Genomic DNA, 19,633 nt, shown 5'->3' with positions numbered 1-19,633 from the left:
AGACATGCAGAACCAGACTCCTTCCCCCAGCACGACCCAGACCGAGACGGTCCAGACGACCCCCCAGATCGAAGGCACCCGCCGTGCACGCCGCGCAACCGGTCCCTTCCGCCGGTACCGCACCCCGATCCTGACCGCCGGCGCGATCATCGCCGTCGGCGCCCTCGTCGGAAGCGGCTACGCCGTGCAGAGCGAGAGCACCGCCAAGGCGCAGCGCGTCGCCGACACGGCCGCGCTCGCGCTCGCCGCGGAGCGCGACTCGCGTCAGGGCCTCGCCGTCGACCACGGAGCCGTGCTCGACATGCGCGCCGCGAAGCAGGCGAAGGACACCCTCACGGTCGCCGGTGCCGCGCTCGCCTCCGCACAGGGCAAGACCGATGCGTCGGCGCTCGCGTCGAGCGTCGCCGCCCTCGACTCCTACGAGCGGCTGAGCCCGAGCAAGGTCTTCGAGCTCGTCGACACCACGAAGCAGCAGGCCGACCAGGTCAGCGCCGCAGTGGCCGAGGTCGACCGCGTCGCCGCCGAGAAGGCCGCCGCCGCCGCCGCTGCTGCTGCCGAGAAGGCCGCCGCAGAGAAGGCCGCCGCCGAAGCCGCCGAATCCGAGAGCTCGTCCGGCTCGACCGGCGGATCCACTCCGGGTGCGCCGTCGAATCCGAGCGAGGCCCAGGCCATCGCCCGCGACATGATGGCGGCCCGCTACGGCTGGGGCGAGGACCAGTTCGGCTGCCTCGTCGCCCTCTGGAACAAGGAGTCGGGCTGGAACGTCTACGCCTCGAACCCGAGCGGCGCCTACGGCATCCCGCAGGCCCTCCCCGGCAGCAAGATGTCCTCGGCCGGTGCCGACTGGGCGACCAGCGCCGCCACCCAGATCTCGTGGGGCCTCGGCTACATCGCGGGCCGCTACGGCAGCGCCTGCGGCGCGTGGAACACCTCCGAGTCGCAGGGCTGGTACTGACCCTCGACCGCTCAGCGGTGATCGCCTCGATGGCGCCCGGGCTCCGGCTCGGGCGCCATCGTCGTCTCCGGATGCGCGTCGCCGTGCGACTCGCGGATGCCGCGGGCCGGCGTTCGCCCGGGTGACGCGACCACGACCGGCCCGCATTCGGCGCGCGCCGTGTCAAGCACCTGTGCGCGGCATCCGCACTCGATAGCCTGACGGGCATGGGTGGAGACCTCGCAGAGCCCGAGCGGCTGCCGCCGCAGACCGGTTTCGCGGCGCGCATCCGCGCCCTGATCGACTGGGCGATGTCGCTCAGGCCGGTGCGCGCCTTCCTGCTCTACCAGCGGTACCACGGCGCGGTGCTCGCCGACAGCGTCACCTACCGCACGCTCTTCTCGGTGTTCGCCGGCGTCTTCCTCGGGTTCGCGATCGCGGGCATCTGGCTCGCCGGCAACCCGAAGGCGATGGACGCGCTCGTCGCGACCGTGCAGCAGGCGATCCCAGGGCTCGTCGGCGACGGTGCGCTCATCGACCCCGACGACCTCGTGCAACCGGTCACGCTGAGCATCGCCGGCGCGATCGCGCTCGTCGGCCTCGTGACCGCGGCGATCGGCGCGATCGGCTCGATGCGCGTCGCGATGCGCAGGATCGGCGGGCAACCCGATCCGCAGGCGTTCTTCCTCTGGACCATGCTGCGCGATCTGCTGCTCGCCATCGGGTTCGGCGCCGCCTTCGTGGTCGCCGCCGCGGTCACGTTCTTCAGCACGGCCGCGCTCGACCAGCTGTTCGGGTGGCTCGGGCTGTCGCGCAGCGAAGACGGCTACGCCTTCCTGACGGGCGTGCTCGGGGTGCTCGTGATCTTCGCGATCGACACACTCGCGGTCGCCGGAATGTTCCTGATGCTCTCGGGCATCCGTCCGAACGCGGGCTCCCTCTGGGTCGGCGCCCTGCTCGGCGGCGTCGGGCTCACGGTGCTGCAGCAGCTGTCGGGCCTGTTCGTCGGCGGCGCGACCTCGAATCCGCTGCTCGCCTCGTTCGGCTCGCTCATCGCCCTCCTGCTCTGGCTGAACCTCTCGGCGCAGGTCATCCTCATCGCGTCGGCGTACATCGTGACGGGCGTCGAGGACCGGCGCCTGCGGGAGTCGGGGCGTGAGCACCGGCAGGTGCTGCAGCGCGTGCGGACCCGCGACCGTCGTGCCCGGGGCGTCGGAGCGCGAGAGGGCCTTCCCGACGCCCGCCGACGTCCGTCCGCGGTGCAGCGCATCGTGCGCAGCGTGATCGCGCCGCTGACGAGGACCCGCGCGTTCCGGGCCGTCGCCCCGGTGCTGCTGCCGCCGATCGAGGCGGTGCTCGGCGGGATCACGGGCGGGCGCGTGCAGCTGAGCGCGCTGCTGGTGCCCTCGCTCGTGCTGCACACCGTGGGCGCCAAGACCGGCGAGGCGCGCGACACCCCGCTCATGTACACGCCCGACGGACGCGGCCGCGCCATCGTCGCCGGCACGACGTTCGCGATGGAGCGGCACCCCGGCTGGACCTACAACCTCATGAAGCGGCCGGATGCCGCGATCACCGTTCGCGGGCGCGACCTGGCCGTGCACGCCTCGCTCATCGACGACGACCTCGAGCGCGAGGCCGCCTGGGCGCTGATCCAGGCCCAGTGGCCCGGCTACCGGGCGTACGAGCGCGACTCGGGACGCGTGGTGCGACTGTTCCGCCTGCAGCCCGTGACGGGTGCCGCGCCGGTGGCCGGCACCGCGCCGGTGGCCGGCACCCCGGGCCGGCCGGACGCGGGCGAGCACCGCGAGCCGGAGGCGTCGCGACTGTGATCCCGATCCCGTGCAGCGGGGCTCCAGGGCGCCGCCGTACGATTGACGCATGACCGCACGACGCTCGAGCGAGCCCATCTACAGCACGGCGATCGTCGTGGGGCGCGGGCTGTTCGGGGCGTTGGGGGTCAAGCGCCGCGTGACCGGCGTCGAGCATGTGCCGACGAGCGGCGGCGCGGTGCTCGCCATGACGCATTTCGGCTACCTCGAGTTCGCGCTCGTCGAGTGGGTGACCTGGCTCGCCAATCGTCGGCGCATCCGGTTCATGGCGAAGCAGAGCGTCTTCGACAAGCCGGTCGTCGGTGCGCTCATGCGCGGCATGCGGCACATCTCGGTCGACATGAAGGCGGGAGCTGCGGCGTACGCGAAGGCGGTCGAGGCGCTTCGCAGCGGCGAACTGCTCGGCGTGTTCCCCGAGGCCGGCGTGAGCGCCTCGTTCACGGTCCGCGACCTCAAGACCGGTGCGGCGCGACTCGCAGCCGAGGCAGGGGTGCCGATCATCCCCGTCGCGGTGTGGGGCGGCCACCGCCTGCTCACCAAGCGTCACAAGGTCGGCTTCTTCGAACGCTTCGGCGTGCCGGTGAGCTTCGCATTCGGGGCGCCGATCACGGTCGGCGCCGACGAGGAGGCCCACGTCGCGACCGAGCGGCTGAAGGTGCGGCTGCAGGAACTCGTCGACCGGGTGCAGCGCGAGTACCCCGTCGACGGCACCGGGCAGTGGTGGCAGCCCCGGCATCTCGGCGGCACGGCTCCGACGCCCGAAGAGGCCGCGGCGGCCGACGCCGAACGCGAGCGCGCGCGCGAGGCACGGCGCACCGAGGCGTCCTGACCGCCGTCGCCGGCTGCTGACGCGCCGGCCTGCGCCGACCCCGGCCGCCGCGTCGCCGCCCTCGCCCGGCGTCGGGGGCGTGGAGTAGCGTCGCAGGCATGGCAGGCGACGCGGCACAGCTCACCGTTCCGGGCCCCGAGGGCGAACGTCAGGTGCGCGTGTCGTCGCCTTCGAGGGTGCTCTGGCCCGAGGTCGGCATCACCAAGCTCGAACTCGCCGAGTACCTCGTCGCAGTCGGGGGCCCGTTCATCGAGGCGAACGGCGGGCGGCCGGTGTCGTTGCAGCGGTTCCCCGAGGGCATCGACGGCGAGCAGTTCTTCTCGAAGAACCCGCCGCGCGGGGCGCCGGAGTGGCTGCGCTCGGTGACCGTCACCTACCCCAGCGGCCGGCGGCATCCGCAGGTCGTGCTCGACGAACCGGCGGGTGCGGTCTGGGCCGCGCAGATGAACACGATCGTGTTCCATCCGTGGGCGTCGCGCGCGTCGAACACCGACAACCCCGACCAGCTGCGCATCGACCTCGATCCGCAGCCCGGCACCGGGTTCGCCGAGGCGGTGCCCATCGCGCTCGCACTCCGCGACCTGCTCGGCGAGGTCGGGCTCACGGGGTTCGTGAAGAGCTCGGGCAGCCGCGGCATCCACGTCTTCGCGCCGATCGAGCCCGAGCACGAGTTCCTCGAGGTGCGCCACGCGGTGATCGCGCTCGGGCGCGAGCTCGAGCGGCGTAAGCCAGACCTCGTGACCACGAACTGGTGGAAGGAGGAGCGCGGCGACCGCATCTTCATCGACTACAACCAGGCCAACCGCGACCGCACGATGGCGGGGGCCTACAGCCCGCGTCCGCTGCCGCACGCGCCCGTCTCGTGCCCGCTCGAGTGGAGCGAGCTCGAGACCACCGACCCGACCGCGCACACGATCCGCACGGTTCCCGCCCGTCTCGCCGAGGTCGGCGACCCGTGGGCGGGCATGCACGACCACCCCGGCCGGCTCGACACGCTGCTCGAGTGGTGGGCGCGCGACCTCGGCGACGGCCTCGGCGAACTGCCGTTCCCGCCCGACTTCCCGAAGATGCCCGGTGAGCCGACGCGCGTGCAGCCGAGCCGTGCGAAGCAGGGCGACTAGCGATCCAGTCCTCGGCGCCCCGGTTCCGGGCGCGTGCTCACGACTCGGCCGTCGACGACGGCCCGGCGAACTCCACCGCCTCGTCGTACGTCGGGATCCCGCTCGGTGCCCTGGCCGCCCCGAGCGTGCGGGCCAGGGCGTCGTCCATGGCGCCGAGCGCGGCCCGGAACAGGAGCGGCCCCGTGCTGACCCGGGCGACGCCGGCCGCGGCGAGCTGCTCGAACGCAGCGTCGGCCTGGGGGAGCACGTTGAGCGGAGCGTCGATCGTCGATGCGAGCCGGGCGACCAGCTCGATCGGCATGGCGCCCGGCACGAAGACGCCGGTCGCGCCCGCGTCGAGGTAGCGCTGCGCGCGTGCCACCGCTGCGGCCTCGCGTTCGGACATCGGCCCGCCGGCCTCGATCCAGAAGGCGTCCGTGCGGGCGTTCACGAACAGGCCGGGCGCGGCCGCGGCGATCGCCGCGACCTTCGCGGCCGCGAGTTCGGGGTCCGCGAGTGCGCCGGCCGCCGTCGAGTCCTCGATGTTCACGCCCAGGACTCCGAGCGTGCTGAGGTGCCCCACGTAGTCCCCGACCTCGTCGGGGTCGTCCGAGAATCCCGACTCCAGGTCCACGCTCAGCCCGATGCCGGCCGCGGTGAGCAGCTCGGCGAGGCGCATGGTCTCGTCGGCGGTCTCGCCGGCGCCGTCGTGCAGGCCGTTCGCGAGCGCCACGCCCAGGCTCGTCGTTCCGATCGCGTCGTGGCCCCGTGAGGCCAGCCACCTGCCGGATGCCGCGTCCCACGCGTTCGGCAGGAGCAGCGGTGCGCCGGGGCGGTGTCGAGCGGCGAACTCGGCGGGGGTGATCATCGCGACCTCCCGTCGCGAAGCCGGCGATGGTGATCGGGCTCCTCGTCGTGGCCCCGGCTGTCATCTGGTTCGGCGTCGGGCGGGCCCGAGGCTTCGCGCTCGCGGAGCACCTCGACGACGGCGGATGCGATCGCCAGGGCGTGCGCCGGGGCCGGGCACGCACGCGGGCCGGCGCCGAACGCGAGCAGCGGAGCGTCCTCGCTGCCCTGGGTGTCGACGGCGGCGGCGGCCGGGTCGCCGAGCGTCAGCACGACGAGCTCGCCGTCGGGATGGACACGGCGGGTCGCCGGAACCGGGGGTGCGTGGTGCAGGGCGAGGACGAGCGCCGCACGCGTGCTGAGCGACGGCTCGCCGGCCACCGTGCGGAGCGCGCCCTCGATGAGCGCGGCGGTCGCGAGATGGGCCTGCACGAGCAGCTGCACGTCGAGCGCCGCCGCCTCGGCGGACCCGATCGCCGGCGCCGCGGCGAGCAACCGGGTGATCGCGTCATCGGCCTCGTCCGACGCCTCGCCGGTCGGATAGACGGCCGCGACCGCCCCGACGAGCGGAGGGAGCCCATCAGGGTCGGCGAACCCGAGATGCGTCGCCAGGCACGCGACCGGTACCGTCCGGGCGACGACGTGCGGGGGAGCGGTCCGTGCCCGTCGGGCGAGCGCGGCGGCGGTGTCCGCGAGCGCCGGCAGGCTCAGGGTCCCGAGCCGCTCCTCGATCAGCTGCCGACGCCGGTCGTGCACGGCCCCGTTCACGAACCGGGAGCTCGCCGAGCGGAACCGTTCGCTCGCGCGCTCGGACGCGGCATCCGCCTCGGGAACGAGCAGGGACGCGTCGGCGAGCAGGCGGCGCACCTCGGAGGGCTGGGTGATCGTGATCGGCATGCTTCGACGCTATGCCCGGAACGCTTCGCCCTGCGGCGAAACGTCGTCGGCGTAGGCTGGCGACGTGAACGGCGACGCAGACCTCTCGTACCCCGCCAGGCTCATGGGCGAACCGGCACGGGCCGCCATGCTCGTGGCGCTGCTCGACGGCGGCGCGAGACCGGCGAGCGAGCTCGCGGCCATCGCCGGCGTGCGCCCGCCGACCGCGAGCGCGCACCTCGCGCAGCTCGTCGAGGGCGGCCTGCTCGTCGATCGTCGGCTCGGCCGCCACCGATACTTCGCCCTCGCCGACGCGAGCGTCGCCGATGCCGTCGAGGCAGTGCAGCGCATCGCTCCCCGGCAGCGGGTGACCTCGCTGCGGCAGTCGTCGACCGCACTGAGGCTCGCCGAGCTGCGCTCCTGCTACGACCACCTCGCCGGTCGCGTCGCCCTCGTCATCGCGGACGCGCTCGTCGAAGAGGGATCGGTCGCGCCGCTCGTCGCCGGTCGCGTCGGCGAGATCACCGGGAGCGGGCCGGTCGCGCAGCGCCTCGGCCTCCGACCCGAGCCTGCGTCGGGTCGGCGCCCGGCGGTGCGCGGATGCCTCGACTGGACCGAGCGCCGTCCGCACGTCGCGGGCGCGCTCGGCGCCGAGATCCGGCGCGTCTTCCTCGATCGCGGGTGGGCGACGGCGTTGCCGCACGATCGGTCGCTCAAGCTCACCGACGCCGGCCGGGACGTGCTCGCCGGCCTCGGTTGACCTCAGATGGCGACGGGCCGGCTGTTCGCGGGACGCTCGCCGTGCAGCTCGCGGTGCAGCCGCTCCATGCGCGCGTCGAGCTCGGACGCCGTGTGCGCGGCATCCGTCAGGTCCTCGAGCAGGGCGGCCGGAACCTGCCGGTCGTACTTGTAGTAGATCTTGTGCTCGAGGCTCGCCCAGAAGTCCATCGCGATCGTGCGCACCTGCACCTCGACGGGCACGTGGTGCGTGCCGGTCGAGAGGAAGACGGGCACCTCGACGATCAGGTGCAGGCTCTGGTAGCCGTTCGCCTTCGGCTCAGCGATGTAGTCCTTCTTCTTCAGCACCCGGATGTCGCCCTGGGCCGTCAGCAGCTCGGCGACCCGGTACACGTCGGAGACGAAGCTGCACGTCACGCGCACGCCGGCGATGTCGGTGATCGTCTCGCGGATCGAGTCGAACGTCGGGTCGACGCCCTTGCGGTCGAGCTTGTCGATGACGCTGTCGAGGCTCTTGAGGCGGCTCGAGATGTGCTCGATCGGGTTGTAGGCGTGCGTCTGCCCGAACTCCTCGCGGAGGATCGAGAGCTTGGTGATGACCTCGTCCATGCCGAACTTGTACCGGAGCATGAACCGCTCGGTCTCGTCGCGCAGGGTCCGCATCTCTTCGAGCGTGTTGCCGTCGATGGCCTCGATCGCGCGCTGAGCCCGCTCGGTGAGGCCTCGCCCGCCGGCATCGTGGTCGGCGGTGGGTTGGGTCGCAGTCACGGGATCCACCGTACGAGGCGAACCTCTGCATTGCCTTTGACCGGTGCCGGGCGGCCGCGTGACCGGTGCCGGGCGGCCGCGCGCGGGCTAGGCTCGCCCCATGCCGACCTGGATCACCGTCGCCGAGGGCGTGCACCAGCGCCGTGGCGGGCCGTTCGACCTGTCCGTCGTGGTCGTCGAGGGCGCCGATGGCCTCCTCGTGGTCGATGCCGGGGGCGATCCCTCCGAGGGGGCCGAAATCCTCGCCGACATCCGTTCGCGATTCGACCGACCCGTGCTGGGGCTCGTCAACACGCACGCGCACTTCGACCACACCTTCGGCAACCAGGCGTTCAGGTCGGGCGTGCCGGATGTCGCGATCCACGGTCATGCGCTCATCGCGCGGCACTTCGAACGCTACGAGGGGCCGCGGGTGGCCGCGTGGCGTCTCGACCCGTCGCGCGAGCCGGGCAGGGCGTGGGCCGACGTGGAGCTCGTGCCGCCGACGCATCCGATCGACGCGCCCGTCGACCTCGACCTCGGAGGGCGGGCCGTGCGGCTTCTCCCGCAGCCGCCGGCGCACAGCGACACCGACGTCGTGCTGTTCGTGCCCGACGTGCGTGTGTGGGTGCTCGGCGACCTCGTCGAGGAGTCGGGGCCGCCGATGTACGGCTCGGGCTCGTACCCGCTGACCTGGCCCGACGTGCTCGAGGCGCTCGCCGCCGACATGCGCGATGGCGACCTCGTCATGCCCGGGCACGGTGCGGTCGTCGATCGCGCGTTCGTCGCCCGGCAGGCGGGCGTCCTCCGGGTGATCGCCGATCGGATCGCCGGCGCGCACGCCCAGGGCCTTCCCGCCGACGAGGCGCTCGCCGCCCACGCGGACTGGCCGCTCCCGCCGGAGGGGCTCACGGGCGCCGTGGAGCGCGCCTACCTCGCCCTCGACGGCGAACCGCTCGAACAGGGCGGCACGCGCGACGCGTAGCCGGCCCGCCGTGCGACCCGCGCGGCACGAGGCGCGAGATCGCCCGAGCGCACCGGGGTTGTCGTCGGTTCAGCCGACCGCGTCGACGTAGAACCAGCGCCCGCCCTCGCGCACGAACGAGCTGACCTCCTGCTGGATGCCGCGCTCGCCGTCGTGCCGGTAGTACGCGGCGAACTCGACGACGCCGGTGCGGTCGAGCGGCCCGCCCTGCTCGGTGCGCAGGAGGTCGAGCCGCAGCCATCGGATCTCGGGATCGAGGTCGAGCTCGCGGGGGCGCGTCGACGCATGCCAGGTCGCGAGCAGGTACGGGGCGTCGCCGATCGCGAACGCCGTGAAGCGCGAGCGCATGAGCTGCGCGGCGGTCGGCGCGGGCTCGCCGTCGACGATCCTGCGGCCGCAGCACTCACCGAACGTGAGTCCGCTCGTGCACGGACAGCGGTTGCCCGGAGCGGGTGACTCAGGGGATTCGGAGGTTTGCGCCATCCCCCCAGTATTCCGGGGCAGGGCCGGGTGCGGTCATGGTCTGCACAGGCAGAAGTGAGGATCTGTACAGAAACCACCGGCAGAGTTTGTGCCTTGTGCCCGAGCTCGGCGGGTGCGTCCCCATTTCCCCCGATTCCCGAGCGCTCAGGATTCATGCGAACCACTACGAATGCAACGTCAGAACGCTCGAATACCACCCCCGAACACATCGACACCCGGCGCGGCAACCGCGCTCGCCGCGTGAACCGCAAGCGCCTCATCGCGGTCGGCGCCGTCGCCGCCCTCGGGCTCGTCGTCGGCACCGGCTTCGCCGTGCAGGACGCCGTCAAGACCCAGGAGCGCATCGACGCGACCGCGCAGCTCACCCAGGCGACCGGCCTCAGCCGCGACGGACTCGGCGTGTACAGCGGCATCGCCGCGGCCAAGGCCGCCTCGCAGGCGAAGGACACCATCTCGCTGGCCAACGCGACGCTCGCCGCCGCCGACGGCAAGGTCGACGCCTCCGGGCTGCAGGCCTCCGTCGCCTCGCTCAGCGACTACGAGCTCATCCCGACCGAGGACATCGTCGGCCTCACGAAGCAGACGAAGGCCGAGGCGGAGAAGACCGCCGCGGCGACCAAGGCCTACGACGAGCAGCAGCGGATCGCCGCAGAGCAGGCCGCGGCCGAGGCCGCGCAGGCGCTCGCGAACGCGAACACGCCCGACGGCGCCCGCGCGACCGCCCGCTCGCTCGCCGCATCGATGTACGGCTGGGGCGACGACCAGTTCCAGTGCCTCGACAGCCTCTGGGCGAAGGAGTCCGGCTGGTCGTACACCGCGTACAACGGCTCGAGCGGTGCCACCGGCATCCCGCAGTCGCTGCCCGGCAGCAAGATGGCCACGGCCGGCGCCGACTGGGAGACCAACGCCGCGACCCAGATCAAGTGGGGCCTCGGCTACATCGCCGGCTCGTACGGCTCGCCGTGCAGCGCCTGGTCGCACTCGCAGTCGGTCAACTGGTACTGATCCGCACCCGATCGCGCACTCGCGCTCGCGCCTGATACTGCTCCGCTCGACGCTCGACCGCTCAGGTCGAGCGCGGGCGGAGCAGTGCCGCGCGCTCGGGGTGCCGGTCGAACCACTCGGCCACGTACCAGCAGCTCGGCACCACATGGCGGGCGGATGTCGCCTCGACGTCGTCGACGGCGTAGGCCACGAGTTCGCCCGCGAACCCCGAACCCCGATGGCGTGGATTCGTGAACGCCCGCGTCATCGCGATCGCGTCGCCGAGCACCCGGTAGTCGAGCACGCTCGCGATCTCGTCGTCGAGGCGGAGCACGTACCGGTCGGCGTCGGGTTCGTGGGTGAACTCCTTGCGCATCAGGCTTCCCTCCCGCGGAGCTTCTCGAGGTCTCGTCGCTCGCGTTTCGTCGGACGCCCGGCACCGCGTTCGCGGACGGGCAGGATCGCCACGGACTCCCGCGGCGGCGGGGGAGGCGTGCGGTCCTCGACGGCGGTCGCGGCGATGGTCGCCGAGACGCGCTTCACGAGCGTCGCACGCACGACGAGCTGACGATCGAAGCCGTCGACCCTGACCCGCACCTCGTCGCCGGGGCGGACCGACTGGGCGGCCTTCGCCCGTTCGCCGTTCACGCGCACATGGCCTGCGCGGCAGGCGGCGGTCGCCGCAGAGCGCGTCTTGTACTGCCGCACGGCCCACAGCCATGCGTCGATGCGCACGGGGGAGTCGGAGGTCGGCGTCGGCATGCGGCAAGCCTACGCGCGCGCCGAACGCCTATGCGCGAACCGCGGCCCACCAGATCAGCAGCATGGTCACGAGGAACCCGACCGCGTAGTTCAGGGCGATGAAGTGCCGCCAACCGCGGTTCGCCTCGCCCGAGTGGGCGTCGTCGATCGACCGGAACGGCCACACGACCACGAGGTACGGCACCACGAGCAGGGCTGCCAGCGGCCCCGGCCACTCGGTCGCGAGCATGAGCAGACCGGCGAGCGCCCAGAGCCCGAGCGCGAGGCGCACGACCGCCCTGGCGCCGAACGCCGTGGCGATCGACGCGATGCCGGCCTCCCGGTCGGGCACGACGTCCTGCACGGCGCCGAAGGCGTGGCTCGCCATGCCCCAGCAGAAGAAGGCCACGAGCAGTGCCGCGAGCTGCGGGGTCGCCGCTGCTCCGGCGACGGCGAGACCGTAGAGCGCCGGACTCACGAAGTGGAAGCTCGAGGTGATCGAGTCGAGCACCGGGCGCTCCTTGAACCGCAGCCCGGGCACCGAGTAGGCGAACACTGCGAACAGGCTCGCGGCGAGCACGATCCAGGACCACGGATGCCCCGTGCCGGCCGACCAGAGCATCACCACGAGGCACGGGGCCGCGGTGACCACGCCGGCCCAGACGACCGTGCGATGCAGCGACGGGTCGAGCAGCGCACCCTCGGCACCGCCCTTGCGCGGATTCCGCAGGTCGGACTCGTAGTCGAAGACGTCGTTCACGCCGTACATGAGCAGGTTGTACGGCACGAGGAAGAAGAGCGTGCCGACGACGAGCACGACGTCCACCCGACCGGTCGTCAGCAGGTACGAGGCGGCGAACGGGAACGCGGTGTTGATCCAGCTGATGGGGCGCGACGACAGGAGCACCTGCACCGCTCGAGACTGCGCCGGCGCGGCCGGCACCGCGGTCACGAGGCGGCCCCCGCCGACTCGTCATCGGCCGGCTCGCCGACCGCGCGGCGTCGCGTGGTCGCGATCGTCCACACGGCGGGCACGAGCAGCACCGCGGCGATCGGGTACGCGAAGTCCTCGATCGGAGCGAGACCGATCGTCGCGCCCAGTCTCGTGCCCTCGGCGTAGCCGAACAGGCCGGCCGCGATCATCACGGTGTCGAACACGGCGGTCAGGACCAGCAGGATGCCGGCGCCGACGGCGAGGGCGACCACGCGTCGGGCTCGCGCTCCCGGCGCGATCCTCCGCCACGCCACCGCGGCGACGAGCGCGGAGACCAGCAGGAACGGCACGCAGATCAGCAGGTAGGTCATGCGCGGGCCTCCCTCGCGGCATCCGCCCCAGGATCGGTGGCGGTGGCATCGGCCGTGGGCGATGACCCGTCGCGCACCGGGGTCTCGACCGGGCGCGCGGCCCGGTGCCGAACGGCGAGCAGGCGCTCGGCGCCGAGCACGACCACCAGCGCGAGGTAGCAGAGGAACGCGAGGAACACGGGCTCCTCGACCGGCAGCTCGGGCGCGAGCAGCACCCCGGTCGCCCAGACCGAGTCGCCGCGGAAGAACACCCCGAATCCGATGCCCACGAGGTCCCACACGAGCAGCAGGGCCGTGCCCGTGCCGACCGCGATGGCCGCCGCCGCCGGATGGCGCCAGAACGCCACCCGCCATCGCGCGTCGATGAGCGCCATCGCGCCGATCGACGCCAGGAGCGCCGCGAGGTAGACGAATCCGGTCACCGCGGCACCCTCGTCTTCGAGCGGGCGGGCGCGGACGGGACGGCACGCGTCGCGGGCGCACTCGCCTCCGGCTCGGCGAGCGGGCCGCTCGACCGGTCGCCGCGCACGCGCTTCACGACGTTCTCGGCGCTGATCAGGCACATCGGCAGCCCGACACCCGGCACGCTCGACCCGCCGGCGTAGAGCAGCCCACGCACCCTGCGGGATCGGTTCGACCCGCGCAGGAACGCGCTCTGCCGCAGGGTGTGGGCGGGGCCGAGAGCACCGCCGCGCCACGAGTTCAGCTCGCCCGCGAAGTCGGCGGGACCGACGGTGCGGCGCACGACGATGCGCGACGCCAGATCGGGAGCGCCCGCGACCTCCGCGATGCGGGCGATCGCCCGGTCGGCTGCGGCCTCGACGAGCCGGTCGCCGCGGCCGTCCTCGCCGCCGCGGCCGATCGAGACGTCGGCGGGCACCGGCACCAGCACGAACAGGTTCGTGTCGCCGGGCGGGGCGACCGAGGCATCCGTGGCACTGGGCATGCAGACGTAGAACGACGCGGGGTCGGGCACCGACGGGTTCGCGCCGAAGATGCGGCCGAAGTTCTCGCGCCAGTCCTCGGTGAAGAACAGCGTGTGGTGCGCGAGCCCCGGCACCTCGCCGCGCACGCCGAGCATGGCGAGCACGGCCCCCGGCCCGGAGGTGCGCCGCTCCCACCAGCGCTCGGGGTAGGTGCGCGCGTGAGCCGGCAGCAGCTCGGTCTCGGTGTGGTGCAGGTCGGCCGCCGACACGACCCGGTGCGCGGGAACCCGTCGCACCGCACCCGAGGCCTCGCGGAAGCGCACGCCCGTGACCGACGGCTCGGCATCGCCCGTGATCTCGATCTGCTCGACGCGGGCGTTGCACACGATCTCCACGCCGGCATCGGCTGCGATGGCCGCGATCGCCTCGATGAGCCGCGAGAAGCCGCCCTGGGGGTAGAACACGCCCTGTTCGAGGTCCATGTGGCTCATGAGGTGGTACATCGCTGGCGTCATCGACGGAGACGACCCGAGGAACACGGCGGGGTAGCCGAGGACCTGCTGCAGACGGCGGTCGTGCACCGCGCGGGCGGCGAACCGCTCGAGCGGCGTCGTCAGCAGCCCTGCGAGTCGCGCACCGCCGCGCAGCACCTCCGGGGCGAGCATGCCGCGGACGCCGTCGAAGTTCGTGTACAGGAAACGGCGGCGGGCGATGTCGTACGTCGACGCCGCGGAGTCGAGGTAGCGCTCGAGCGCCGCGCCGGCGCCCGGCTCGACCGACTCGAACAGCGCGACGTTCTCGGCCCTCGTCGCACGGATGTCGATGGCCGAGTCGTATCCGTCGGCGTACACGCGATAGCCGGGGTCGAGCTTCGTGAGGGTCAGCTGCTGTTCGGCGCTCGTGCCGAACAGGCGGAAGAAGTGCTCGAACACCTCGGGCATGAGGTACCACGACGGACCCGTGTCGAACCGGAAGCCGTCGCGGCTCCAGGTGCCGGCGCGCCCGCCGACCACGGGGGAGGCCTCGAGCAGGGTGACCCGGTGCCCGTCGCGCGCGAGCAGGGCGGCCGTCGCGAGTCCGGCGATGCCGCCGCCGATCACCGCGATCCGCTCCGAACCGTCGATCATCGGTGTCCTCCCGCCGCCGCGAGCATCGAGCGTGCGACGATCGCGAGCTTCGCGGCATCCGGAACGCGGATGCGCGTGGTCATGAGCTGCTCGGCCGGCGTCGCCCGGCAGCGCGCCGCGAGCCCGGCGAACAGGCCGTGCGCCGAGAGCACCGCACCGCGGGCCCGGCGGGGGAGCTCGGGGATCGACCGCCCCGCGATCGCGAGGTCCTCGTCGATGTCGTCGAGGATCCGGGTCTTGTCGGCGTCGGTGAAGGCCTCGGGGTCGCACCACGGGAAGTAGTTCCGGCCGAGCGTGCGCCAGTCGGTCTCGAGGTCGCGCAGGAAGTTGATCTTCTGGAACGCGGCGCCGAGGTGGATCGCGCCGTGCTCGAGGCGTCGCCGTCGGTCGGGGTCGGGCACGAGCGTGGGGTCGGCCGCCGCCTCGCAGGCGAGGAACACGTCGAGGCACATGAGCCCGACGACCTCCGCCGAGCCGTGGATGTACGGCCCGACCTCCTCGGCGCGGATCGGGCTCGGGTCGAGGTCGCGGCGCATCGAGGCGAAGAACGGGCGCGTCAGCCTGCGGTCGATGCCGACGGCGATCGCGGTCGTCGCGAACGCGTGCACCACCAGGTTGGTCGAGAACCCGCGCATCATCGCGACCTCGGTCTCGGCCTCGAGCTCGTCGAGCACGCGACGCAGCTCGGTCGGGGCGAGGCCCGCGGCCTCGGCGGTGCCGTCGACGAGTTCGTCGGCGACGCGCACGAGGGCGTAGATCGAGCGGATGCCGCGCCGCGCCGGGGCGTCGAGCAGTCGCGCCGCGGCGCCGAACGAGGTCGAGTACCGGCTGATCACCGTCGCCGCGCTCGCCACGGCCGCGTCGTCGTAGCGTGCGAGCAGCTCGGATCCGGCCGTCGTCCGCGCGGCGGCGCCCTGCACCGGGCCGGTCGCGCGGCTCATCGCGCCCGCTCCACGGCCCGTCGGGCGATCGCGCCGAGCTCGGCCGTGAGCTCGGCCGGCAGGTCGGCCGTGTCGAGCTCGTACCGGGCGAGCGTGACGTGCTCCTCGGCGAGGGCCATCGCGGTGTCGAGCGCGCCGCAGTCGCGGAGGGCCTCGCGGAGTTCGTCGGCCTCGGCGTCGTCGAGCGCGGGATCGCCGAGTCCTGCAGCGATGCGGGGCCATTCCGCGGTGGTCGCCGCATGGGCGATGAGCGCCGTGCGCTTTCCCTCGCGCAGGTCGGAGGCCGCGGACTTGCCGGTGACGGCGGGGTCGCCGAACACGCCGAGCACGTCGTCGGTGATCTGGAAGGCGATGCCGATGAACCGGCCGAACCGCTCGAGCGCCGAGATCGACGCCTCCGGCGCCCCGGCGAGCACGGCGCCCGCGGCGAGCGGGCACTCGAACGAGTAGACCGCGGTCTTCTGCTCGAGCGTCGAGAGCACGCGCGGCATGCTCGTGGGCTCCGGCGCGCCGGCGTTGACGACGTCGGCGAGCTCGCCCGCGGCCGAGACGAACACCGCGCGGTCGAGGATGTCGAGCAGCCGTTCGCGGCGCTCGGCCTCGACGGGGAGCAGCGCCAGCTCGCGGTGCGCGAGGCTCAGCGCCAGGTCGCCCGCGAGCACGGCGGCAGTCTCGCCCCAGATCTCGCTCGTGCGCTCGTCGGTGCCGTTGCGGATCGCGCGGGCCGCGAAGCGCGCCGAGATGTTCGGGTCGCCACGCCGCACCGTGTCGCGGTCGATGACGTCGTCGTGGATGAGGAAGGCCGTGTGGAGCAGTTCGAACGCGACGGCGACGCGCGTCGCGAGCGCTGCATCGGTGCCGCCGAGTCCCCGGTAGGCGAGACGCACGAGGTGCGGCCTGATCCGCTTCCCGCCGGAGCTCTGCAGGGCGAGCGACCGCCAGAGCGCCGCGTAGTGCGGGTCGAGGTCGCCGGCTCGGCGCCGTGCGGCGGCGAACAACGTGCCGAGCTCGTGCTCGATGTCGGTGTCCGCCGCGGTCTCGCCCGCGGAGCTCCGGGCCTCGGCGGCGGCGAGGTCAGTCACGATAGAGCTCCAGTCGGCCCGCCTGCAGTCCGAGCCAGGGGCTGAACGCCCACGGCGCCGCCTCGATCGCGCGTCGCAGGTCGGCCGGTCGCACCCAGCGGTACTCGACGACCTCGCGCGGGTTCGGGTCGGGCTCGCCCGAGGCGGTCGCGATGTAGACCGGGCAGATCTCGTTCTCGACCGTGCCGTCGGCATCGACCGCCCGGTAGCGGAAGGTCGGCAGGGCGAGTTCGAGGGAGTCCAGCTCGAGGCCGAGCTCGAACTCGGCCCGTCGTCGCACGGCGGCCGTGAGCGGCTCGGACGGCTTCGGGTGCCCGCAGAACGAGTTCGTCCAGACGCCGGCCCAGGCCTGCTTCGTGAGCGCTCGCCGTGTGACGAGCACCTCGCCGTCGGCGTTCAGCACGTGACACGAGAAGGCCAGGTGCAGTGCGGTGTCAGGGCCGTGCGCCGCGGTCTTCGGCGCGGTGCCGATCGGCGTGCCGAGATCGTCGAGCAGGACGACGTCATCGTCGATCAGGTCGATTGCGATGGTCATGAAGGCCTCCCGGAATCGCTAACCAAGTTAGTGATTCTGACGTTACCATTGCAGCGTGGCCGACGGAACAATCGAAAGTTCGAGTGCAGGACGCTACTGGTACGCCGAAGGAGACGACCAGACGGTGGCACTGCTCGAGGCCGTCCGCCGGCACCGCGCAGCCGAAGCCGAGATGCGCCGCCGACTGCGCGTCGACATGGACATGGGCGACACGGACGCGGCGGCCCTCAGGTGGATCGTCGCCGAGGAGCGCGCCGGCCGCCTGCCGACGAGCGCGGGCCTCGCACGCGAGCTCGGCATCACGACCGCAGCCACGGTCAAGCTCGTCGCGAGACTCGTCGCGAGCGCCGACCTCGTGCGCGAACCGCACCCGACCGACCGCCGCATCCTCTCGCTCCGCGCCCTGCCGGAGGCCCACGAACGCCTGCACCGCACGCTCGGACCCATGCACGAGCGCATGCGTCGCGTCGCCGAGTCGTTCGACCCGGCCGAGCAGCGCGTGCTCATCCGCTTCCTCGACCTGCTCGCCGAAGCGATCGCGCCGCCGCTCGAGCAGGCCGACTCCTGAGGGGCACCGCAAGCAGCGCGCGCCCGGCCCGACACCGGTCCGCCCGCCACCGGGCGTCACGGAGTGAGCCGCATGCGGCATCCGTGGGCCATGCTTGAAGCATGAGCGGAGCGAGCGGCGACGGCTGGGTCGAGGGTCCCGACGGGGCACGGTACTGGGGGCGCTTCGGCGCGGCCGGACTGCTCGTCGTGAGCGCCGACCGCGAGGTCCTGCTCCAGCACCGCGCCGAGTGGAGCCATTTCGGTGGCACCTGGGGCATGCCGGGCGGCGCGCGTCACGAGCACGAGACCGCCCGCGAGGCCGCGTTCCGCGAGGCGGGCGAGGAGGCCGGGGTTCCGGCCGACGCCCTCGCCGTGCGGTTCTCGAGCGTGCTCGACCTCGGCTACTGGTCGTACACGACGGTCGTCGCCACGGCCGAACGCCGGTTCGAGCCGCTCATCGGCGACCCCGAGTCCATCACGGTCGCGTGGACGCCGATCGACGAGGTCGACACGCTGCCGCTGCATCCGCGGTTCGCCGAGGCCTGGCCCGGCCTGCGCGCCCGACTCTGATCTCCGAGCAGATCAGCGGTCGACGGCGACGGATGCCTCGGCTCGCGCCGGTCGAGGGAACCACGGCACGATCGCCGAGACCCGCGCCCGGTACGCGTCATAGCCGGGGTGGCGCCCCCGCGAGATCGACTCGGTGAACACCGTCGAACCGATGAAGAGCAGGGTGAGCAGCACCGCGCCGGCGATGCTCCAGTGCAGCCAGACGCCGGTCGCCGCGATCGCGAAGCCGTAGAACACCCACCACTGCGCCTGTTCGAAGAAGAAGTTCGGATGCCGCGACACGGCGAAGAGGCCCGACTGCAGGAACCCGGGGGTCGGCGTGCGCCCGGCGGCCCGCTCGGACGCCTTCCACGCGTGGAACCGCCACTGCTGCTCGTCGGCCACCGTCTCGCCGACGAGGAACGCCAGGAACACGAGCGCGAGCACCGCGTCCCACACGCCGAGCGGCGAGCCCCCCGCATCCGCGACGGTCGAGGCGGGCAGCGTGATGAGCAGGATCAGCGCGTTCTGGTAGATCGAGATGAAGAACAGGTTGAAGGCCGCGAACCCGAGCCGCGGCATCCGCCCCCTGAGGATCGACCACCGGTAGTCCTCGCCGCCGGGGCGGTAGCCGCCCTTGCGTGCGAAGTTGAACGTCAGGCGCGCGCCCCACGCCGTCACGAGCGCGGCCATGAGCACGAGCCTCGCGTCGAACCCGCTCGAGACGGCGAAGACCCAGACGTAGGCCACGGGGGCGATCGACCAGATGCGATCGACCCAGGAGTACTCCTTCGTGACGACCGAGAGGATCCAGGTGGCGGCGGTGATCGCGGCGCAGAGGGCCAGACACACGGCGAGGGCAGTCATGGCTGGATTCTAGGGCTCGATAGGATCGGCATGTGGCTGGGCGGAGCGCGGGGGCGGTCGGATCGCAGGTGTGGACGATTCCGAACCTCCTCAGCATGCTCAGACTCCTGCTGGTTCCCTTCTTCCTCTGGGCCGTCGTCGTCGGCGAGTACGTCACCGCGCTCGTGGTGCTCGTCGCGGCCAGCCTCACCGATCTCCTCGACGGGTACCTCGCGAGGCGCCTCGACCAGATCACGCGCCTCGGGCAACTGCTCGACCCCGCGGCCGACCGCCTCTACATCTTCGCCGCGCTCGTCGGCCTCGCCGCGAACTCCCTCGTGCCGTGGTGGATCGTGATCGTCATCGTCGCGCGCGACGTGATCCTGCTGATCCTCGGCGTGGTGCTCGCGAACCACGGATACGGCCCGCTGCCGGTGCACCAGCTCGGCAAGGTCGCCACCTTCGCGCTCTTCTTCGGCCTTCCGGTCATCATGCTCGGTCTCGCATTCCCGGCAGTGGAGCCGGTGAGCGCGCCGATCGGCTGGGCCATCACGATCTGGGGCGCGTTCCTCTACTGGTGGGCCGGCGTCATCTATGCGATCGAGACGGCACGAGTCATCCGCATCCCACTGGTGGCGGATGGGTCTCGATCGGATACGCTTGAACAGGGAGGCTAGC

Annotated in this window: 24 protein-coding genes; 10 read left to right on the top strand and 14 right to left on the bottom strand. The window is 72.7% G+C overall.

The window, feature by feature from the left end; translation table 11 throughout:
- Positions 1-4: 4 nt before the first annotated feature.
- From GQR16_RS06920 to ligD, 4 genes are all read left to right on the top strand, one after another.
- Entirely contained in the window at positions 5-955 is a 951-nt protein-coding gene (locus GQR16_RS06920; RefSeq protein WP_157414421.1) for an aggregation-promoting factor C-terminal-like domain-containing protein, read from the top strand.
- Between the two features lie 206 nt (positions 956-1,161).
- Entirely contained in the window at positions 1,162-2,766 is a 1,605-nt protein-coding gene (locus tag GQR16_RS06915) for a YhjD/YihY/BrkB family envelope integrity protein (RefSeq protein WP_157414420.1), read from the top strand.
- Positions 2,767-2,815: 49 nt separating this feature from the next.
- On the top strand, positions 2,816-3,595 hold the full coding sequence (locus tag GQR16_RS06910; protein WP_157414419.1) for a lysophospholipid acyltransferase family protein: 780 nt from the start codon (positions 2,816-2,818) through the stop codon (positions 3,593-3,595).
- A 98-nt stretch (positions 3,596-3,693) separates the two neighbouring features.
- On the top strand, positions 3,694-4,716 hold the full coding sequence (ligD, locus tag GQR16_RS06905; protein WP_157414418.1) for a non-homologous end-joining DNA ligase: 1,023 nt from the start codon (positions 3,694-3,696) through the stop codon (positions 4,714-4,716).
- Between the two features lie 37 nt (positions 4,717-4,753).
- Here the strand turns inward: ligD and GQR16_RS06900 are convergent, their stop codons facing one another.
- Positions 4,754-5,563 (bottom strand): isocitrate lyase/PEP mutase family protein, encoded by an 810-nt coding sequence (locus tag GQR16_RS06900; protein ID WP_157414417.1) that lies wholly within the window; start codon positions 5,561-5,563, stop codon positions 4,754-4,756.
- Positions 5,560-6,438, bottom strand: a complete 879-nt coding sequence (locus GQR16_RS06895; RefSeq protein ID WP_157414416.1) for a cytochrome P450 family protein — start codon at positions 6,436-6,438, stop codon at positions 5,560-5,562. Before GQR16_RS06895 ends, GQR16_RS06900 begins: the two co-directional genes overlap by 4 nt.
- A gap of 64 nt (positions 6,439-6,502) precedes the next feature.
- Here GQR16_RS06895 and GQR16_RS06890 point away from each other — a divergent pair, with 64 nt between their 5' ends.
- The gene (locus GQR16_RS06890; RefSeq protein ID WP_157414415.1) at positions 6,503-7,177 is read left to right on the top strand and encodes an ArsR/SmtB family transcription factor; all 675 of its coding nucleotides are present in this window, start codon (positions 6,503-6,505) and stop codon (positions 7,175-7,177) included.
- A gap of 2 nt (positions 7,178-7,179) precedes the next feature.
- Here GQR16_RS06890 and GQR16_RS06885 read toward each other — a convergent pair whose 3' ends face one another.
- Positions 7,180-7,818: a GTP pyrophosphokinase gene (locus GQR16_RS06885; protein WP_157414497.1), complete on the bottom strand. Its 639-nt coding sequence runs from the start codon at positions 7,816-7,818 to the stop codon at positions 7,180-7,182.
- A 205-nt stretch (positions 7,819-8,023) separates the two neighbouring features.
- Between GQR16_RS06885 and GQR16_RS06880 the strand changes: the two genes are divergently transcribed.
- Positions 8,024-8,887 carry an MBL fold metallo-hydrolase gene (locus GQR16_RS06880; RefSeq protein ID WP_157414414.1) on the top strand — a complete coding sequence of 288 codons (864 nt, stop codon included), beginning with the start codon at positions 8,024-8,026 and terminating at the stop codon, positions 8,885-8,887.
- A gap of 69 nt (positions 8,888-8,956) precedes the next feature.
- Here the strand turns inward: GQR16_RS06880 and GQR16_RS06875 are convergent, their stop codons facing one another.
- The gene (locus tag GQR16_RS06875) at positions 8,957-9,370 is read right to left on the bottom strand and encodes a YchJ family protein (protein WP_157414413.1); all 414 of its coding nucleotides are present in this window, start codon (positions 9,368-9,370) and stop codon (positions 8,957-8,959) included.
- Positions 9,371-9,610: 240 nt separating this feature from the next.
- Here GQR16_RS06875 and GQR16_RS06870 point away from each other — a divergent pair, with 240 nt between their 5' ends.
- Positions 9,611-10,375, top strand: a complete 765-nt coding sequence (locus GQR16_RS06870) for an aggregation-promoting factor C-terminal-like domain-containing protein (protein WP_246200603.1) — start codon at positions 9,611-9,613, stop codon at positions 10,373-10,375.
- 61 nt (positions 10,376-10,436) lie between these two features.
- On the opposite strand, the gene GQR16_RS06865 is transcribed toward GQR16_RS06870, so the two are convergent.
- From GQR16_RS06865 to idi, 9 genes are read right to left on the bottom strand one after another with little or no spacing between them, the layout of a single operon-like run.
- Positions 10,437-10,730, bottom strand: a complete 294-nt coding sequence (locus GQR16_RS06865) for a GNAT family N-acetyltransferase (protein WP_157414412.1) — start codon at positions 10,728-10,730, stop codon at positions 10,437-10,439.
- Positions 10,730-11,116: an RNA-binding S4 domain-containing protein gene (locus GQR16_RS06860; RefSeq protein ID WP_157414411.1), complete on the bottom strand. Its 387-nt coding sequence runs from the start codon at positions 11,114-11,116 to the stop codon at positions 10,730-10,732. The genes GQR16_RS06865 and GQR16_RS06860 overlap by 1 nt, the downstream gene beginning before the upstream one ends.
- A 28-nt stretch (positions 11,117-11,144) precedes the next feature.
- Entirely contained in the window at positions 11,145-12,008 is an 864-nt protein-coding gene (locus tag GQR16_RS06855; RefSeq protein WP_157414410.1) for a prenyltransferase, read from the bottom strand.
- A gap of 35 nt (positions 12,009-12,043) precedes the next feature.
- Complete coding sequence (locus GQR16_RS06850; protein ID WP_157414409.1) at positions 12,044-12,400, bottom strand: lycopene cyclase domain-containing protein; 357 nt, start codon at positions 12,398-12,400, stop codon at positions 12,044-12,046.
- Positions 12,397-12,822, bottom strand: coding sequence for a lycopene cyclase domain-containing protein (locus GQR16_RS06845; protein WP_157414408.1), 426 nt, complete (start codon positions 12,820-12,822; stop codon positions 12,397-12,399). Before GQR16_RS06845 ends, GQR16_RS06850 begins: the two co-directional genes overlap by 4 nt.
- Positions 12,819-14,453, bottom strand: a complete 1,635-nt coding sequence (gene crtI, locus GQR16_RS06840; RefSeq protein WP_157414407.1) for a phytoene desaturase family protein — start codon at positions 14,451-14,453, stop codon at positions 12,819-12,821. The genes GQR16_RS06845 and crtI overlap by 4 nt, the downstream gene beginning before the upstream one ends.
- Positions 14,450-15,394, bottom strand: coding sequence for a phytoene/squalene synthase family protein (locus tag GQR16_RS06835; RefSeq protein ID WP_157414406.1), 945 nt, complete (start codon positions 15,392-15,394; stop codon positions 14,450-14,452). Before GQR16_RS06835 ends, crtI begins: the two co-directional genes overlap by 4 nt.
- Positions 15,391-16,476: a polyprenyl synthetase family protein gene (locus GQR16_RS06830; RefSeq protein ID WP_170298432.1), complete on the bottom strand. Its 1,086-nt coding sequence runs from the start codon at positions 16,474-16,476 to the stop codon at positions 15,391-15,393. The genes GQR16_RS06835 and GQR16_RS06830 overlap by 4 nt, the downstream gene beginning before the upstream one ends.
- Positions 16,469-17,011: an isopentenyl-diphosphate Delta-isomerase gene (gene idi / locus GQR16_RS06825; protein WP_211373461.1), complete on the bottom strand. Its 543-nt coding sequence runs from the start codon at positions 17,009-17,011 to the stop codon at positions 16,469-16,471. The genes GQR16_RS06830 and idi overlap by 8 nt, the downstream gene beginning before the upstream one ends.
- A 55-nt stretch (positions 17,012-17,066) precedes the next feature.
- On the opposite strand from idi, the gene GQR16_RS06820 reads away from it, so the two are divergent.
- Together GQR16_RS06820 and GQR16_RS06815 are read left to right on the top strand one after the other, a co-directional pair.
- A complete protein-coding gene (locus GQR16_RS06820; protein ID WP_157414404.1) occupies positions 17,067-17,579 on the top strand; it encodes a MarR family winged helix-turn-helix transcriptional regulator in 513 nt (170 codons plus the stop codon).
- A 101-nt stretch (positions 17,580-17,680) separates the two neighbouring features.
- Positions 17,681-18,130, top strand: a complete 450-nt coding sequence (locus GQR16_RS06815; protein ID WP_157414403.1) for an NUDIX domain-containing protein — start codon at positions 17,681-17,683, stop codon at positions 18,128-18,130.
- Between the two features lie 12 nt (positions 18,131-18,142).
- Here GQR16_RS06815 and GQR16_RS06810 read toward each other — a convergent pair whose 3' ends face one another.
- Positions 18,143-18,976, bottom strand: a complete 834-nt coding sequence (locus GQR16_RS06810) for a DUF1295 domain-containing protein (RefSeq protein WP_157414402.1) — start codon at positions 18,974-18,976, stop codon at positions 18,143-18,145.
- Positions 18,977-19,008: 32 nt separating this feature from the next.
- Between GQR16_RS06810 and GQR16_RS06805 the strand changes: the two genes are divergently transcribed.
- Positions 19,009-19,632 carry a CDP-alcohol phosphatidyltransferase family protein gene (locus tag GQR16_RS06805; RefSeq protein WP_157414401.1) on the top strand — a complete coding sequence of 208 codons (624 nt, stop codon included), beginning with the start codon at positions 19,009-19,011 and terminating at the stop codon, positions 19,630-19,632.
- The last annotated feature ends 1 nt before the right edge of the window (position 19,633 follow it).

Source organism: Agromyces allii, assembly GCF_009749385.1.
Lineage (GTDB): Bacteria > Actinomycetota > Actinomycetes > Actinomycetales > Microbacteriaceae > Agromyces > Agromyces allii.
The sequence above is the reverse complement of the archived record's forward strand: the minus strand, read 5'-3'. Positions and strand labels throughout refer to the sequence as shown.